Origin of the sequence: Streptomyces flavofungini (assembly GCF_030388665.1) — a bacterium.
GTDB classification, from domain to species: domain Bacteria; phylum Actinomycetota; class Actinomycetes; order Streptomycetales; family Streptomycetaceae; genus Streptomyces; species Streptomyces flavofungini_A.
Genome location: NZ_CP128846.1, coordinates 5,508,959 through 5,524,980 on the forward strand (window position 1 = coordinate 5,508,959; position 16,022 = coordinate 5,524,980).

The window sequence follows — 16,022 nt, forward strand, 5'->3', positions numbered from 1 at the left end:
GGCCTACAGTTCGTCGATCGCGGTCAGGTCGATGTCGATGTCGTACGGCACGCTGAGCTTGAGGCGGTCGTGGTGGATGCCGGTCAGGGCGTAGGTGCCGGAGGCCTGACCCAGTTCGTGGACCTGGACGACCGGGTGGTTGTCCTGGCCCGCCATTTCGACCAGCCAGAAGTGGGGGATGCCCGCGGCGGCGTACTTGAGCGGCTTGGCGTCGCGGTCACGGGCTTCGGAGTCGGGGGAGACGACCTCGACGGCGAGCAGGACGTCGGCGACGTTGTAAAAGGTCTGCATGGGGTTCTTGACGGCTTCTCTGCGGACGAGGGAGACGTCGGGCTCGGGGCCGTTGCGCCTGTCGATGACGACGGTCATCTCTCGCTTGACCCTCAGCTCGGGCGGCACGGTTCGGCGTAGGCCACTGACCAGAAGGTCGATCACATCAGCGTGGAAGTTCCGCTGCGGACTCACGAAGACCAGGCTCCCGTCGATCAGCTCGGTGTGCGGCGGGAGATCCGGCAGTGTGAACAGGTCATCCACCGTGTACCCGTTCGTCGGCGGCAGCGGCCAGCGGGGGTGCTCGGTGGACTCGGCGGTCATGGTTCCTCCCATGCCAGGGATTCTTCGGCCTGCCCCTCCACCGTAGCGACCCGCTCTCGATCACGTCATTACATCGAGTGACCGTTCGACCCCGGCTCGGCTTCGCCGCCCCACGCCCTACCCTTGAAGGCTGATCCACCCCCTCGTCAGGAGTGAAATGGCCGTCAACCTGGTCAATGTCGAAAACGTCAGCAAGGTGTACGGAACCCGCGCCCTGCTCGACGGCGTCTCGCTCGGCGTCTCCGAGGGGGACCGGATCGGCGTCGTCGGGCGCAACGGCGACGGCAAGACCACCCTCATCCGCATGCTGGCCAAGCTGGAGGAGGCCGACACCGGGCGCGTCACGCACAGCGGCGGGCTGCGGATCGGGGTGCTCACGCAGCACGACTCGCTCGACCCGGCGGCCACCGTGCGGCACGAGGTCATCGGCGACCTCGCCGACCACGAGTGGGCGGGCAACGCCAAGATCAGGGACGTGCTCACGGGCCTGTTCGGCGGGCTCGACCTGCCGGGGTTCCCGCAGGGGCTCGACACCGTCATCGGCCCGCTCTCCGGCGGCGAGCGGCGGCGCATCGCGCTCGCCCAGCTCCTGATCGCCGAGCAGGACCTGATCGTCCTCGACGAGCCCACCAACCACCTCGACGTGGAGGGCATCGCGTGGCTCGCCCGGCACCTGCGCGAGCGCCGCTCGGCGCTGGTGTGCGTGACCCACGACCGGTGGTTCCTCGACCAGGTGTGCACGCGGATGTGGGACGTGCAGAAGGGCACGGTCTACGAGTACGAGGGCGGGTACTCCGACTACGTGTTCGCGCGCGCCGAGCGTGAGCGCATCGCCGCCACCGAGGAGGCCAAGCGGCAGAACCTGGTCCGCAAGGAGCTGGCGTGGCTGCGGCGCGGCGCCCCGGCCCGCACGTCCAAGCCCCGCTTCCGGGTGGAGGCGGCCAACGAGCTGATCAAGGACGTGCCGCCGCCCCGGGACACCAGCGAGCTGATGAAGTTCGCCACCACCCGGCTCGGCAAGACCGTCTTCGACCTGGAGGACGTGAGCGTCCAGGCCGGGCCGAAGCTGCTGCTCAAGCACCTGACCTGGCAGCTCGGGCCCGGCGACCGCATCGGCCTGGTGGGCGTGAACGGCGCGGGCAAGACCTCGCTCCTGCGCGCCATGGCGGACGCGGCCCGGTCGGCCGGTGAGACACAGCCCGCCGCGGGCCGGGTGGTCGTCGGCAAGACGGTCAAGCTGGCCTATCTGTCGCAGGAGGTCGCCGAGCTGAAGCCGACGCTCAGGGTCCTTGAGGCCGTGCAGCAGGTGCGGGAGCGGGTCGACCTCGGCAAGGGCCGGGAGATGACCGCGGGGCAGCTGTGCGAGACCTTCGGGTTCGGCAAGGAGAAGCAGTGGACGCCCGTCGGCGACCTGTCCGGCGGCGAGCGCAGGCGGTTGCAGCTCCTGCGCCTGCTGATGGACGAGCCGAACGTCCTCTTCCTCGACGAGCCCACCAACGACCTCGACATCGAGACGCTGACGCAGCTGGAGGACGTGCTCGACGGCTGGCCCGGCTCGATGGTGGTGATCTCCCACGACCGGTTCTTCGTCGAGCGCACCACGGACCGCGTCTTCGCCCTCATGGGTGACGCGACGATGCGGATGCTGCCGCGCGGCATCGACGAGTACCTGGAGCGCAGGAACCGGATGGCGGCGGCCGCGGCCCCGGCCGCCCCGGCGCCCGCCGCCGCCCCGGAGGGGACGAAGGCCGTGTCGGCCGCCGACGCGCGCGCCGCGAAGAAGGAACTGCAGAAAATCGAACGGCAGCTGGACAAGATCTCCGAGAAGGAGACCAAGCTGCACGCGCAGATCGCCGATAACGCCACAGACTTTGAAAAGGTGGCGAAATGGGACGCCGAGCTACGCGAACTTGTCGGCGAGCGCGAGGAGTTGGAACTGCGTTGGCTTGAACTCGCGGAGGATGCGTGAGTTTCCCGTAACAGACGCATTACAGGCCGGTCCTCCCTTGGGTACAGGCGCAGGACCGGCACCCTCGATGGCTGGATCGGAGTGATAGAAAGGGCAGCCTGAGCACCGCTTGGCGTGCCGAAAAATCAGTGAAGGGGGAAGCGCTGATGACTCAGCCGCCCAACCAGCCGCCGCACGGCGGCTTCGGAGCTCCACAGGACCCACAGCAGGGTGCGAACCCGCAGCCCGGCTACGGCTACCCGCAGCAGCAGCCCGGCCAGCCAGGTCCCTACGGCTACCCGCAGCAGTCGGGCCCCTACGGCCAGCCCACCCAGCCGGGCCAGGCAGGCCCCTACGGCCAGCCCACGCAGCCGGGTCAGCCGGGTCCCTACGGGCAGCAGCCGGGCCCGTACGGCCAGCCCACGCAGCCCGGTCAGCCGGGCCCCTACAGCCAGCCCACGCAGCCGGGCTACGGCTATCCGCAGCAGATGCCCACCGGCGCCCCGGGCACCCCGCCCCCGAGCGGCGGCAAGGGGCCCTTCAAGGGCAAGACCGCCGTGATCATCGGCGCGGCGGCCGTGGCTGCCCTCCTGGTCGCGGGCGGCGCCGTCTTCGCGCTCTCCGGCGGTGACGACGACAAGAAGAAGTCCGAGTCGAAGAAGAAGGACCCCAAGGCCTCCGCCCCGGTCAACCCGGGCGACGGCAGCGGCGACGGCCACGCGGGCAAGGAGGACCTCAACGAGGGCCGCCAGGCCGGCGAGGCCAAGGTCCTCTGGTACAAGGAGGCCCCCAAGGCCCCGGGCAAGGGCGCCGAGGCCCCCGGCATGTGGGTCAAGGACGGCATCGCGGTCAAGGCCGCGTACAAGGAACTCCTCGCCTACCACGTCGATTCCGGCAAGCCCGCCTGGACCGCGATCGAGCTGCCGCAGGAGATCTGCGCGGCCACGCCGCAGGTCAGTGACGACGGCAAGATCGTCGTCGCCTACAAGGCCGGTGTGAAGCGGACCGCCAATTGCGACCAGCTCCAGGTCATCGACCTGAAGACGGGCAAGAAGGGCTGGCACAAGCAGACCACGAAGAAAGGTCTCTTCGACTCCACCCTCGGCCTGGAGCTGAGCATCACCGGCGACACGCTGATGGTCGGCCGCTCCCAGTCCGGCACCGCCTACAGCGTCAGTGAGGGCGACGAGCTGTTCGTGGCGGAGAAGAAGGACGAGGGCACCTGCTTCCCGGCCGGGTTCACCGGCGGCGACCGCATGCTGATGAAGTTCTCGTGCGGGGCGAGCACGCCCACCGAGCACGACGAGGTCGTGGAGCTCGACCCGAAGACCGGCAAGATCCAGTGGACGAAGAAGTTCCCCAAGGGCTGGCGCCTGGAGCACGTCTACTCCACCAGCCCCACGGTCCTCTACGCCACCAACAAGGACAAGAAGCAGTGGAACATCACCACGCTGAAGTCCGGCAGCAGCAAGACCCGCTCCGAGGTCCAGGTGAACGAGGACTTCGCGCCCGAGTGCGGCTGGGGCAGCCTCGGTGGTGACCTGCAGGCCTGCTCCGGTGCCGTCGCCGACGACAAGTACCTCTACCTGCCGACCAAGAAGACCTCCGGCGCCAACCAGATCGTCGCGATCAGCCTGGCCAGCGGCAAGGCGGCCTGGCGGGTCAAGTCCCCGCTGGACACCTCGATGGTGCCGATGAAGACCCAGGGCGACGACCTGGTGGCGTACGTCGAGCCGTCGTACGACTCCGGCGGCCGCGTAGTGTCCATCGGGACCAGCGGCTCGCACACACCGAAGACGCTGCTGCAGAACCCGGCGGGGACGTCGAAGATCGAGAACGGCTTCTACTCGAAGGCGGTCGACTACGTGGACGGGCGCTTCTACCTCTCCACCACCCGGCTCTCCGGCACCGCTCAAGGCCGCGAGAAGCTGATGCTGGCCTACGGCAAGTGACCCTCCCCACCGCTCAGTCACCCCATCCGTCCCCCCAAGGAAAGACGTCATGACACAGCCGCCCCAGCCGCCCAACCAGCCGCCGCAGGGTGGGTTCGGCGCCCCCCAGGACCCGTCCCCAAGCTCTCAACAGAGTTCGAGCAGGGGAGGCCCCAACCCCGGAGGGTTCGGCGCTCCCCAGACGCCCCCGCAGCCCGGCTACGGCTACCCGCAGGCGCCGCAGCCCCCGCAGCCCCCGCAGACCCCGCCGCCCGCCGCCCCGGCGGCCCCGCCCGCGGCCCCGCAGACGCCTCCGCCGCCCCCGCAGGGCCAGCCGAACCAGGGCTACCCGCAGGCACCGGCGGCCCCGGGCACCCCACCGCCCGCCGCGCCCGGCACCCCGCCGCCCGCCTACGCCCAGCCGACGCAGGCGGCTTTCCCGGCCGTGGGCCAGCAGCCCGGCTACGGCTACCCGGGCCAGCCCGGTCAGCCGGGGCAGCCCGCCCCGCAGCAGGGCTACGGCTTCCCGCAGCCGCCGACCATGCCGATGCAGCCCCAGCCGGGCGGTGGCGGTGGCGGCAAGAAGCCCAACAAGCAGATGCTGATCATCGTCGCGGCCGTCGCGGCCATCGGCCTGATCGTCGGCGGCGGTGTCATCTACGCCGGTTCGAAGAAGGACGACGACAAGAAGAACAGCGCGGACGGCGGCGACGGCAAGGGCGGCAAGGGCAAGAAGGGCGGCTCCGAGGGACCGCCCGCCGCCGGCGGCCCCGCCAAGGAGAAGGTCCCGGCGAACACCAGCGCCAAGGTCGGCTTCCAGGTCCCGGCGCCCGCGGTGCCCAAGGACAGCGTGTGGAGCGTCGCGGGCTCCTGGCTCACCGACGACACGTACGTCAAGAGCGGCTACACGGGCAAGGACAAGGACCACGCCCTCATCGCCTACGACCCCGTGTCCGGCAAGCAGAAGTGGACGATCCCGCTGACCGGTGAGACCTGCGCGGTCTCCAAGGAGGTCACCGACGAGGGCATCGCCGCCGTCGTCTACAAGGACGCCAAGTCCACCAAGGCGAACAAGTACCCCGACTGCACCCAGGTCGCCGCGGTCGACCTGAAGTCCGGCAAGAAGCTGTGGACGGAGAGCGTCACCGGCAGCGGCTCGCCCGTGGAGTTCGAGGAGATCGCCATCTCCGGCGACACCGTCGCCGCGGGCGCGGGCACCGGCGGCACCGGTGCCGCCTGGAACCTGTCCGGCAAGCTGCTGTGGAAGCCGAAGATCGGCGACGAGTGCAAGGACGCCGGTTACGCGGGCGGCGACCAGCTCGTCGCGGTCCGCAAGTGCGGTGGCTACGGCGACGAGAAGCTCAAGATCCAGCTCCTCGACCCGAAGACCGGCAAGGACAAGTGGAGCTATCCGGTGACCCCCGGCGTCGACAACGCCAAGATCATCTCGACCAATCCGATCGTGTTCGGCCAGGACACCGAGGAGATCACGGCGAGCGGCGCCACGGACGTCTTCTCGCTGAGCAACGCGGGCAAGCTGCGCGCCCGCATCAAGCTGGAGGACGGCAAGTACTCGCACGACTGCGAGGTCAACAAGTGGGCCAGCTGCAGCGCCATCGCCGTCGGCAACGACAAGCTGTACGTGCCCACGCGCCAGCACGACGCGGGCGGCTCCAGCTACGGCTTCACCAACGAGATCATCGCGTTCTCGCTGGCCACCGGCAAGACCACCGGTGACCGCGCGGACGCGGGCGACGACGGCGAGATGTTCCCGATCCGCATGGACGGCGGCAACCTCCTCGCGTACAAGGGCGGCGGCTACAAGAAGGGCGCCAAGGTCGTCTCGCTCGACGGCAAGTCGATGAAGGAGACCACGCTCCTTCAGACGCCCGCGACCGAGCCGGTCAGCCGCGCCATCAGCGGCATGTCCCCGAAGTCCAACGAACTCCTCTACGCCGGCGGCAACTTGTTCTTCGGCAAGAAGCTGATCAGCAAGCCGTACTCCAAGGACGACAAGGCGTTCATCGCGCTGGGCTTCACCACCCAGTAGCCGCCCCGCAGCGATCACACGGCCCCGCGCTCGCCCGAACGAGTGCGGGGCCGTTTCGCGTTGTCCGGTTCACGCTCCGTACTCGCGTGCTGGACCCGCCGCGCGCATGCCGGGCCGCCGCCGTGTCCATGCTTCTGAACGGCCGTGATTGAGGCATTCCGGGCTGCTTCTGCCCGATAGGGGCAGCGCGAAGTCGAACAAGCGTGTAGCTTCCGGGGGATGAAGGGCCGGGGCCCTGATCCGTGGGGGGATCATCGGGGAAAGCCGTGGGGATCATTAGGGGAATCCGTGGGGGACTTTGGGGGGTTGTGCTGTGGGTGTGCGGCTCATGGTGGTCGACGACCATCGATTGCTCGCCGAGGCACTCGCCTCGGCGTTGAAGCTGCGTGGGCACCGGGTGCTCGCCGCGGCGGCGCCCGCCGCCGGGGCGGCGGACCTGGTGATCAGCAGGGCGCCGGAGGTGTGCCTGCTCGGCACGGCCACACCGGCGGAGCCGGGCATGTTCGACCCGGTGGTGCGGATCAAGCGGGAGCGGCCGCAGGTCGCCGTGGTGGTGCTCGGGCCCGTTCCCTCGCCCCGCGGCATCGCGGCGGCGTTCGCCTCCGGCGCGTCCGGATACGTACGTCATGACGAGCGCATCGAAGGAGTCGAGCGCGCCATCATGAAGGCGCGCGCCGGGGAAGCCGCCGTCGCGCCCCAATTGCTCCAAGGCGCCTTCAGCGAGCTGCTCAACCCCGCCGCCCAGCCCGACGACGAGGGGCAGCGGCTGCTGCAGATGCTCACTCCCCGTGAGGTGGAGGTCCTCGTGCGGGTCGCCGACGGGGAGGACACCCGCCTCATCGCCGCCGGGATGGGGATCGCCCCCAGCACGGCGCGCACCCACGTGCAGCGGGTGCTGATGAAGCTCGGCGTCGGGTCGCGGCTCGAGGCGGCCGCGCTCGCCGCGCGGACCGGGCTCCTCGACCGGGCCGAGCGGACCGGGGGAGCGGAGGAGCAGCACGTCGGGGGCGGGGAGCCCCCGACGGGGCTGAAGGTCTAGGGGCTGGTCCGCGCGGATCCGCCGGACCGGTCCTGGGCGGACCGGTCCTGGGCGGACCGGTCCTGGGCGGACCGGTCCTGGGTGAACCGGTCCTGGGTGAACCGGTCCTGGGTGAACCGGCTCCAGGTGAACCGGCTCCAGGCGAAGCGGCTCTAGGCGAAGCGGCTCTAGGCGTACTGGCCCGGTACGTAGTCGCCCGCGACCTGCTGGGTGATGACGTTTCCGCGGTTGAAGGTGTTGATGAGGGCGATCTGGCCGACCAGGGCGGCGAGTTGCTCCTCGTCGTAGTGCTTGGCGGCGTTCGCCCAGGCCTCGTCGGTGACGCCGCCCGCCGCGTCCGCGATGCGGGTGCCCTGCTCCGTCAGCTCCAGGGCGGCGCGCTCGGCGTCGGTGAAGACCTTGGCCTCGCGCCAGGCGGCGACCAGGTTGAGGCGCAGCGAGGTCTCACCGGCGGCCGCGGCGTCCTTGGTGTGCATGTCGAGGCAGCCGCCGCAGCCGTTGATCTGGCTGGCGCGGATCTTCACCAGTTCGAGGGTCGCGGCGGGGACCGTCGACTCGGCGAGGACCTTGTTCGCCGCGATGATGTGCTTCCAGAACTTCATCGCGGTCGCGTTCTCGAACATGTTCAGACGGGCTTCCATGGCGTGCTCCTCTGCCGTTGTCGTGGGCTACACACCTAGGACGGGGCAGGGCGGGGCGATGTGACATGCGCGGGTGTGACCTGCGTCGCAAGGCCCTGGGCGGGCTACAGGCGGCGCGCCCCCGCCGACGCCACCGCCGGGAACACCCGCGGCGCCGCGTACCCGGCCGCGGCGAACGCCTCCTGGACCGACTTCGTGAGGAACTCCGCGTCCGCGGCCTCGGCCAGGACGATCGCGGAGCCGCCGAAGCCGCCCCCCGTCATCCGGGCCCCGAGCGCCCCCGCCGCGCACGCCGTCTCCACCACGAGGTCCAGCTCCGGGCAGGAGATGCGCAGGTCGTCCCGGAGCGAGGCATGGCCCTCGATGAGGACCGGGCCGATGCCGCGCACGTCACCGGCGTCGAGGAGGGCGATGACCCGCTCGACGCGGTGGTCGTCGGAGACGACGTGCCGGACGTAGCGGCGCACCTTCTCGTCGGACAGCCGGTCGAGGGCGGCGGGGAGTTCGGCGAAGGGCACGTCGCGCAGGTGGGAGACGCCGAGCGCCCGCGCCCCCGCCTCGCAGCCGGCCCGCCGCTCCGCGTACGCCCCGTCGCCGAGCGCGTGCTTGACGCGGGTGTCGACGACCAGGAGCGTCAGGCCGTCCGCGGCCAGGTCGAAGGGGACCTGGCGCACGGACAGGTCGCGGCAGTCCAGGTGCAGGGCGTGCCCCGGCTCGCAGGCCGCGGACGCCATCTGGTCCATGACCCCGCACGGCACGCCCACGAAGGCGTTCTCGGCGCGCTGGGCGAGCAGCGCCAACTCGCGACGGGACAGGCCCAGTTCGTAGAGGTCGTCGAGGGCGAGGGCGGTGACCACTTCCAGGGCGGCGGAGGAGGAGAGGCCCGCGCCGGTCGGGACGGTGGACGCCAGGTGCAGGTCCGCGCCGCCGACCGCGTGGCCCGCGTCCCGCAGCGCCCAGACGACGCCCGCCGGATACGCGGCCCAGCCCCCGTCGGACCGCGGGGTCAGGGAGTCCACCGCGAGTTCGACGACCGGGCCCTCGATGTCCGCGGAGTGCAGCCGCAGGACCCCGTCGTCGCGCCGGGCCACCGCGGCGACCGCGGTGTGCGGCAGCGCGAGCGGCATCACGAAGCCCTCGTTGAAGTCCGTGTACTCGCCGATGAGGTTGACGCGGCCCGGTGCCGCCCACACTCCGGCGGGCTCGCGGCCGTACAACGCCCGGAAGGCATCGATGAGTTCGGCGGTCGGCTCCGTGGCGGCGGACATCTTCCGGTTACCCCCTCTGCTGGGCGAAGGCCCAGGCGTCGGCGACGATGCCCGCGAGGTCCGCGCGGGACGGGTTCCAGCCGAGCCGCTCGCGGGCGGTGGCGGCGGAGGCCACGAGGACCGCCGGGTCGCCGCCGCGGCGCGCCGCCACGACCTCGGGGATCGGGTGCCCGGTGACCTTGCGGACGGTCTCGATGACCTCGCGCACGGAGAAGCCGTTGCCGTTGCCCAGGTTGCAGATCAGGTGCTCGCCGGGGGTCGCGGCGGCCAGGGCGAGCAGATGGGCGTCGGCGAGGTCGGCGACGTGGATGTAGTCGCGCACGCAGGTGCCGTCCGGCGTCGGGTAGTCGTCGCCGAAGACGGAGATGGCCTCGCGCTTGCCCTGGGCGACCTGGAGGACGAGCGGGATGAGGTGCGACTCGGGGTCGTGTCGCTCGCCGCAACTGCCGTACGCGCCCGCCACGTTGAAGTACCGAAGGGACACGGCACCGAGTCCGTGCGCCGCGGCCTCGCCGGTGATCATGTGGTCGACGGCGAGCTTGGAGGCGCCGTAGGGGGAGGTGGGGGCGGTCGGGTCGGTCTCGGTGATGGGGGTGTGCACCGGCTCGCCGTACGTCGCCGCCGTCGAGGAGAACACCAGCTTGCGCACGCCCGCCTCGCGCATCGCGGCGAGCAGCGCCATGGTGCCGCCGACGTTGTTGTCCCAGTACTTCTCGGGCTTCACGACGGACTCGCCGACCTGCGAGAAGGCGGCGAAGTGCAGCACCGCGTCGTAGGGGGCCTCGCCCTCGGCGTGCAGCCACTTGGCGGCGTCGCGGATGTCGCCCTCGATGAACGCCGCGCCCGCGGGCACGCCCTCGCGGAAGCCGGTGGAGAGGTTGTCGAGGACCGTCACCTCGTGCCCGGCCTCGATCAGATGCTGGGCGACGACACTGCCGACATAGCCGGCGCCACCCGTGACCAGGTACTTCCCACTCATCAACTCGCTACCTCTCGCAGTCGCTGGGCCGCGGCCTCCGGCGGCACATCGTTGATGAACACACTCATGCCGGATTCGGAACCCGCGAGGAACTTCAGCTTGCCCGAAGTGCGGCGAATGGTGAAAAGCTCGAGGTGGAGCGCGAAGTCGTCGCGGTTGACGCCTTCGTACTCCGTGAGCGCCGTGAACGGGGCCTGGTGCCAGGCCGCGATGTACGGCGTCGGCGGCTCGCTGCCGCCCTCGCGCTCACCCTTGCCGAAGATCCGGTCGAAGCGCCGCAACAGTTCCAGATAGACCTGGGGAAACTCTGTGCGAGCCGCCTCGTCGAGGCCGAGCAGGTCGGGGACGCGGCGCTTGGGGTAGAGGTGCACCTCGTAGGGCCAGTGGGCGGCGTACGGCACGAAGGCCACCCAGTGCGCGGCGTCCAGGACGACCCGCTCACCGGCGCGCTCCTCGGCGAGGACGTCGTCGAAGAGGTTGCGTCCTTCGGTGGCCGCGCGGTGCTCGGCCAGGGAGCGCAGCATCAGGGCCGTGCGCGGGGTGACGAAGGGGTAGGCGTAGATCTGCCCGTGCGGGTGGCCGAGGGTCACGCCGATCTCCGCGCCCCGGTTCTCGAAGCAGAAGACCTGCGCGACGGACGGCAGGTGGGAGAGCTCGGCGGTGCGGTCGGTCCAGGCGTCCAGGACCAGCGCGGCCTGCTCCTCGGTGAGGTCGGCGAAGGACGCGGTGTGGTCGGGGGTGAAGCAGACCACCTCGCAGCGGCCCGCGTCGCCGGCGAGGGAGGGGAAGCGGTTCTCGAAGACCACGACGTCGTACGAGGAGTCGGGGATCTCGGTGCGGCGGCCACCGGTGGAGGGGCACAGGGGGCACTCGTCGGCCGGAGGGTGGTAGGTGCGGCCCTGGCGGTGCGAGGCGATGGCGACGCTGTCGCCGAGGAGGGGGTCGCGGCGGACCTCGGAGGTGGTGGCGACGGGGTCCAGGGGCCTGCTGTCGGCCGCCGTGCGGACGGTGTCGTCGCGCACGTCGTAGTAGATGAGCTCACGACCGTCGGCGAGACGAGTCGAGGTCTTCTTCACGTTCGGGGCTCCTTACACCGCCCGCCAACAGAACCGAACACAACAAACCACAAGCCAACAGGCGCGTCAATGCCGACGGCGCCTGTCGGGTCGTCGCCCCCTCGCCCAGCTCACCTGATGATCCGCAGCGAGGAGCGATCTTGGACTCGATCACAATCAAACAAAGAACATCAACAGAACTGTTCACTTCCTGAAGGTCGAGGCGTAGGTTCCGGTCTGATCAGTTCGCGCGACGAAGCGAGTTCACATGCAGTCCCCTCCTTCCGCTACGCACGTCACCCTCGCCGAAGGGCTCCGGCTGCCCACCAACGGGCTGGACTACGCGATCCTGGCGATCTACTTCGTGGTCGTCCTCGGCATCGGATTCGCCGCCCGGCGCTCTGTGAGGACCAGCCTCGACTTCTTCCTCTCCGGGCGCTCCCTGCCCGCCTGGGTCACCGGCCTCGCCTTCGTCGCCGCCAACCTCGGCGCCACCGAGATCCTCGGCATGGCGGCCACGGGCGCGCAGTACGGCGTCGCGGTCGTCCACTGGTACTGGATCGGCGCCATCCCGGCCATGGTCTTCCTCGGCCTGGTGATGATGCCCTTCTACTACCGCTCCAAGGTCCGCTCGGTCCCCGAGTTCCTGCTCCAGCGCTTCGACAAGTCCGCCCACCTGCTGAGCTCGGCGCTCTTCGCCTTCGCCGCCGTGCTCATCGCGGGCGTCAACCTCTACGCCCTCGCGATCGTCGTCGAGGCGCTGCTCGGCTGGCCGCAGTGGGTCGCCATCGTCGTCGCCGGGTTCTTCGTGCTCGCGTACATCACCATCGGCGGCCTGTCCTCGGCGATCTACAACGAAGTGCTCCAGTTCTTCGTCATCCTCGCCGCGCTCATCCCGATCTGCGTCATCGGCATGAAGAAGGTCGGCGGCTGGGACGGGCTCACCGGCTCCATCGAGAAGCAGCACGGCGACAACTTCATGACCGCCTGGGGCGGCACCGGCATCGGCGACGCCAACCCGCTCGGCGCCAACTGGCTCACCATCATCCTGGGCCTCGGCTTCGTGCTCTCCTTCGGCTACTGGACGACGAACTTCGCCGAGGTGCAGCGCGCCCTCTCCGCGAAGAACCTCTCCGCCGCCCGGCGCACCCCGCTGATCGCCGCCTTCCCCAAGATCTTCATCGTCTTCCTGGTGATGATCCCCGGCCTGGTCGCCGCCGTCCTCGTCCCCAAGATCGGCACGCCCGGCTCGGACCTGACGTACAACGACGCGATCCCCTACCTCATGCAGGAGTTGCTGCCCAACGGCGTCCTCGGCATCGCCGTCACCGGTCTCCTCGCCGCCTTCATGGCGGGCATGGCGGCCAACGTCTCGTCCTTCAACACCGTCTTCACGTACGACATCTGGGCCAAGTACGTCGTCAAGGGCCGCGAGGACGGCTACTACCTGCAGTTCGGGCGGCTCATCACCGCGATCGGCGTCTTCGCCTCCATCGGCACCGCCTTCATCGCCTCGTCCTTCTCGAACATCATGGGCTACCTCCAGACCCTCTTCTCCTTCTTCAACGTCCCGATGTTCGTCGTCTTCATCATCGGCATGTTCTGGAAGCGGGCCTCCATGAAGTCCGGCGTCTGGGGGCTGCTCGCCGGCACCACCGCCGCGATGGTCAACTACTTCTGGATCTACAAGCAGGGCGTCATCGACATCCCCACCGACCAGGGCGCCAACTTCGTCTCCGCCATCGTCGGCTTCGTCGCCGGAGCGGTCGTCATGGTCGGCGTCACCCTCTTCACCGCCCCCAAGCCGGAGGCCGAGCTGGCCGGGCTCGTGTACGGGACGGCGTCGCCGGGCCTGGAGGACGACGGTGCCGAGCCCGGTGACGACGCGTGGTACCGGCGTCCCGCGTTGCTCGGGTGGGGCGCGGTGGTGCTGGCCACCGCGTGCTACGTCCCGTACTCGTTCTGACCGGCCCCGCCGAACAGGCCCCTCCTACTCACACTCCGAGGAATCATGTCCGACCTGCAGAAGGAAGTCACCGACCTTGAGCGGAAGTCCGCGACAGCCGCTCGTCTCTTCGACATCCGGCGCATCATCGGCGGGCTGTTCGTCGTCTACGGCGTCATCGTCACCGTCGCCGGGATCACCGCGTCCGACGCCGACCTCGACAAGGCCGAGGGCATCAACATCAACCTCTGGACCGGCCTCGGCATGCTCGCCCTCGGCCTGTTCTTCCTGACCTGGCTGTGGCTGCGGCCGGCTGCGGCGCCGGGGCCGGAGGGGGAGGGGGAGGGGTAGGCCTCGCGGGTGCGCCCCGGTCCCGCCCCTTCTCCGAAACTGGGGCTCCGCCCCAGACCCCGCTCCTCAAACGCCGGAGGGGCTATAAATTTCGCCGGTGCGGCAAGGTTTTAGCCCGTCCGGCGTTTGAGGGCGAGGCGCGGAGCGCCGATAAAGCGGGGTCCAGGGGGCGCAGCCCCCGGTTTCGGAGAAGGGGCGGGACTGGGGCGCCCCGCGAAGGTCAACCCAGCCGCTTCGTCAAGGTGAACTCCTTGTGCCCCTCGGGGTAGTCGGGGATGACGGCGACGACCTCGTAGCCCTGCCGGCGGTAGAAGGCGGGAGCCTGGAAGTCCCAGGTCTCCAGGCGGGAGTTGAGACAGCCGCGCTCGCCGGCGGCGACCCGCTCCGCCTCGGCGAGCAACCGCCCCCCGAGCCCCGCGCCCCGCGCCTCCTCGGCCACCCACAGCAGACTCACGTGCAGCCACCGCCCCCACGTGTACCCCGAGAGCCCCCCGACCAGCTCACCCTGGTCGTCCAACGCCCAGACGCCGAGCGGCTCTTCCCGCTCCTCGGGCGTGCCCTGAAGAGCACGAAGGGCCGCTGAGGCGTCCCGGTTCGCGTCCCGCAACCGCCCCCGAAGCAGACGGAGACGTTCTTTGTCGACTCCTGTCTCCATACGAAACATACGGCCCACCATAAACGCGTCGGCCAATCAGTTCTGCAAATCCACTTCCGCTCGGGGCCCCCGTCCGTACTCTGAAGGGCAGCGCCGGTGGGGGCCGGCGCCGATCAGGGGGCGAGACAGTCGGGTGCGACGCCCGGCGTGGGGGTGGCAGTCACGGCACGGCGGCGGCCGTGCGGCTGCGGCGTACCCACTCCGGGTGCCGCGCCCGCGTCGGTCGCTCTCCGACCTGTGGGGGTTTCCGTGGTTCGAATCCGAGTCCTGGTCGTCGACGACCACCGTATCTTCGCCGAGTCGCTGGCCGCGGCGCTCGCCGCGGAGCCCGACGTGGAGGTGTCCGCCGCGGGCAGCGGCCCCGCGGCCCTGCGCTGCCTGGACCGCGCGGCCGCCGAAGGCCGCAGATACGACGTCCTGCTCGTGGACGCCGACCTGGGCAGCTCCGCGCCCGCACTGCAGGGCGCCCGCCCCGCCGTGCCGGTGCACGACGGCCAGGCCGACGGTCTCGTGGACGGCATCTCGCTGGTGGCGGGCGTGCGTTCGGGCCAGCCCGCCGTGCGCACGGTCGTGCTCGCGGAGAAGGACGACCCGCGCCGCGCGGCCCTCGCCCTCGGCGCCGGGGCGTCCGGCTGGGTGGCGAAGGACTGCTCGCTCTCGCGGCTGCTCACGGTCATCCGGGGCGTCCTGCGCGACGAGACGCACCTGCCGCCCGCGCTGCTCACGGGCGTCCTGCGGGAACTGACGGCGGCACGCAAGCACCGTACGGAGAGCGAGCGGCTCGTGGAGTCCCTCACCCCGCGCGAGCGCGAAGTGTTGCGGTGCATGGTCGCGGGGCTCGGCCGCAAGGCCGTCGCCGAACGGCTCTTCCTGTCGCCGCACACCGTCCGCACCCATATGCAGAACGTCCTCGGCAAGCTCGGCGTGCACTCCACGCTCGCCGCCGTCGCCCTCGCCCGCAGGGCGGGCGTCGGCCCCGCCGACCTAGCCGGGGATGTTGTCGAACGGGGCGGTCAACTGGCGTAGCAGCCCCGCCAGTTCACCGCGCTGGGCGCGCGAGAGCTCACCGAGGATCGCCCGCTCCTGGTCGAGCAGGCCCGCGAGGGCCTGGTCGGCCCGGTCGCGGCCCTCTTCGGTGAGCCGCACGAGCACGCCCCGCCGGTCACTGGGATCCGGCAGCCGCTCAACCAGGCCCTTCTTCGTGAGCCTGTCGATGCGGTTGGTCATCGTGCCGGACGTGACCAGGGTCTGGGTGAGGAGCTGGCCCGGCGAGAGCTGATACGGCGCGCCCGCGCGCCGCAGCGACGTCAGCACGTCGAACTCCCAGGGCTCCAGCTCATGCTCGGAGAACGCCAGCCGACGCGCGCGATCGAGATGGCGCGCCAGCCTGCTCACGCGGCTCAGCACCTCGAGCGGTTCCACGTCGAGGTCAGGGCGCTCCCGGCGCCATGCAGCGACCAGCCGGTCGACCTCGTCCTCCATGACGATCAGTGTAGGGGGTCTGTCGACATGAAGTCTCTTGACGTCAAGATACTTGGGGAGTCAGGATGGGGCAACCGGTTCGGT

Annotated in this window: 14 protein-coding genes; 7 read left to right on the forward strand and 7 right to left on the reverse strand. The window is 70.4% G+C overall.

What is annotated here, in order from left to right:
• Positions 1-3: 3 nt before the first annotated feature.
• Positions 4-606 carry a Uma2 family endonuclease gene (locus tag QUY26_RS23380; protein ID WP_289949814.1) on the reverse strand — a complete coding sequence of 201 codons (603 nt, stop codon included), beginning with the start codon at positions 604-606 and terminating at the stop codon, positions 4-6.
• Positions 607-751: 145 nt separating this feature from the next.
• On the opposite strand from QUY26_RS23380, the gene QUY26_RS23385 reads away from it, so the two are divergent.
• The 4 genes from QUY26_RS23385 to QUY26_RS23400 all read left to right on the forward strand — a co-directional run bounded on the left by QUY26_RS23385 (position 752) and on the right by QUY26_RS23400 (position 7,562).
• Entirely contained in the window at positions 752-2,563 is a 1,812-nt protein-coding gene (locus QUY26_RS23385) for an ABC-F family ATP-binding cassette domain-containing protein (RefSeq protein WP_289949816.1), read from the forward strand.
• 146 nt (positions 2,564-2,709) lie between these two features.
• On the forward strand, positions 2,710-4,494 hold the full coding sequence (locus QUY26_RS23390; RefSeq protein ID WP_289949818.1) for an outer membrane protein assembly factor BamB family protein: 1,785 nt from the start codon (positions 2,710-2,712) through the stop codon (positions 4,492-4,494).
• Positions 4,495-4,543: 49 nt separating this feature from the next.
• Positions 4,544-6,523, forward strand: a complete 1,980-nt coding sequence (locus QUY26_RS23395) for an outer membrane protein assembly factor BamB family protein (protein WP_289949821.1) — start codon at positions 4,544-4,546, stop codon at positions 6,521-6,523.
• Between the two features lie 328 nt (positions 6,524-6,851).
• Positions 6,852-7,562, forward strand: coding sequence for a helix-turn-helix transcriptional regulator (locus tag QUY26_RS23400; protein WP_289949823.1), 711 nt, complete (start codon positions 6,852-6,854; stop codon positions 7,560-7,562).
• Positions 7,563-7,729: 167 nt separating this feature from the next.
• On the opposite strand, the gene QUY26_RS23405 is transcribed toward QUY26_RS23400, so the two are convergent.
• From QUY26_RS23405 to galT, 4 genes are all read right to left on the reverse strand, one after another.
• On the reverse strand, positions 7,730-8,203 hold the full coding sequence (locus QUY26_RS23405; protein ID WP_289949827.1) for a carboxymuconolactone decarboxylase family protein: 474 nt from the start codon (positions 8,201-8,203) through the stop codon (positions 7,730-7,732).
• Between the two features lie 104 nt (positions 8,204-8,307).
• Positions 8,308-9,471, reverse strand: coding sequence for a galactokinase (galK, locus tag QUY26_RS23410; RefSeq protein WP_289949828.1), 1,164 nt, complete (start codon positions 9,469-9,471; stop codon positions 8,308-8,310).
• A gap of 7 nt (positions 9,472-9,478) precedes the next feature.
• The gene (gene galE, locus QUY26_RS23415) at positions 9,479-10,450 is read right to left on the reverse strand and encodes a UDP-glucose 4-epimerase GalE (RefSeq protein ID WP_289949830.1); all 972 of its coding nucleotides are present in this window, start codon (positions 10,448-10,450) and stop codon (positions 9,479-9,481) included.
• Positions 10,450-11,526 carry a galactose-1-phosphate uridylyltransferase gene (galT, locus tag QUY26_RS23420; RefSeq protein WP_289949833.1) on the reverse strand — a complete coding sequence of 359 codons (1,077 nt, stop codon included), beginning with the start codon at positions 11,524-11,526 and terminating at the stop codon, positions 10,450-10,452. Before galT ends, galE begins: the two co-directional genes overlap by 1 nt.
• Positions 11,527-11,773: 247 nt before the next feature.
• Between galT and QUY26_RS23425 the strand changes: the two genes are divergently transcribed.
• Positions 11,774-13,471, forward strand: a complete 1,698-nt coding sequence (locus tag QUY26_RS23425) for a sodium:solute symporter family protein (RefSeq protein WP_289949836.1) — start codon at positions 11,774-11,776, stop codon at positions 13,469-13,471.
• Between the two features lie 45 nt (positions 13,472-13,516).
• A complete protein-coding gene (locus QUY26_RS23430; RefSeq protein ID WP_289949838.1) occupies positions 13,517-13,801 on the forward strand; it encodes a hypothetical protein in 285 nt (94 codons plus the stop codon).
• A 220-nt stretch (positions 13,802-14,021) separates the two neighbouring features.
• Here QUY26_RS23430 and QUY26_RS23435 read toward each other — a convergent pair whose 3' ends face one another.
• Positions 14,022-14,465, reverse strand: a complete 444-nt coding sequence (locus QUY26_RS23435; RefSeq protein WP_289949840.1) for a GNAT family N-acetyltransferase — start codon at positions 14,463-14,465, stop codon at positions 14,022-14,024.
• 240 nt (positions 14,466-14,705) lie between these two features.
• Here QUY26_RS23435 and QUY26_RS23440 point away from each other — a divergent pair, with 240 nt between their 5' ends.
• Positions 14,706-15,482: a response regulator transcription factor gene (locus QUY26_RS23440; RefSeq protein ID WP_289949842.1), complete on the forward strand. Its 777-nt coding sequence runs from the start codon at positions 14,706-14,708 to the stop codon at positions 15,480-15,482.
• Here the strand turns inward: QUY26_RS23440 and tamR are convergent.
• Entirely contained in the window at positions 15,441-15,938 is a 498-nt protein-coding gene (tamR, locus tag QUY26_RS23445; protein WP_289949844.1) for a MarR family transcriptional regulator TamR, read from the reverse strand. The genes QUY26_RS23440 and tamR overlap by 42 nt on opposite strands.
• Positions 15,939-16,022 lie beyond the last annotated feature (84 nt).

Bases quoted from the DNA above. Each gene is read 5' to 3' on its own strand.
- QUY26_RS23380 (WP_289949814.1), bottom strand. From the start codon at position 606: ATGGGAGGAACCATGACCGCCGAGTCCACCGAGCACCCCCGCTGGCCG.
- QUY26_RS23385 (WP_289949816.1), top strand. From the start codon at position 752: ATGGCCGTCAACCTGGTCAATGTCGAAAACGTCAGCAAGGTGTACGGA.
- QUY26_RS23390 (WP_289949818.1), top strand. From the start codon at position 2,710: ATGACTCAGCCGCCCAACCAGCCGCCGCACGGCGGCTTCGGAGCTCCA.
- QUY26_RS23395 (WP_289949821.1), top strand. From the start codon at position 4,544: ATGACACAGCCGCCCCAGCCGCCCAACCAGCCGCCGCAGGGTGGGTTC.
- QUY26_RS23400 (WP_289949823.1), top strand. From the start codon at position 6,852: ATGGTGGTCGACGACCATCGATTGCTCGCCGAGGCACTCGCCTCGGCG.
- QUY26_RS23405 (WP_289949827.1), bottom strand. From the start codon at position 8,203: ATGGAAGCCCGTCTGAACATGTTCGAGAACGCGACCGCGATGAAGTTC.
- galK (WP_289949828.1), bottom strand. From the start codon at position 9,471: ATGTCCGCCGCCACGGAGCCGACCGCCGAACTCATCGATGCCTTCCGG.
- galE (WP_289949830.1), bottom strand. From the start codon at position 10,450: ATGAGTGGGAAGTACCTGGTCACGGGTGGCGCCGGCTATGTCGGCAGT.
- QUY26_RS23425 (WP_289949836.1), top strand. From the start codon at position 11,774: ATGCAGTCCCCTCCTTCCGCTACGCACGTCACCCTCGCCGAAGGGCTC.
- QUY26_RS23430 (WP_289949838.1), top strand. From the start codon at position 13,517: ATGTCCGACCTGCAGAAGGAAGTCACCGACCTTGAGCGGAAGTCCGCG.
- QUY26_RS23435 (WP_289949840.1), bottom strand. From the start codon at position 14,465: ATGTTTCGTATGGAGACAGGAGTCGACAAAGAACGTCTCCGTCTGCTT.
- tamR (WP_289949844.1), bottom strand. From the start codon at position 15,938: ATGGAGGACGAGGTCGACCGGCTGGTCGCTGCATGGCGCCGGGAGCGC.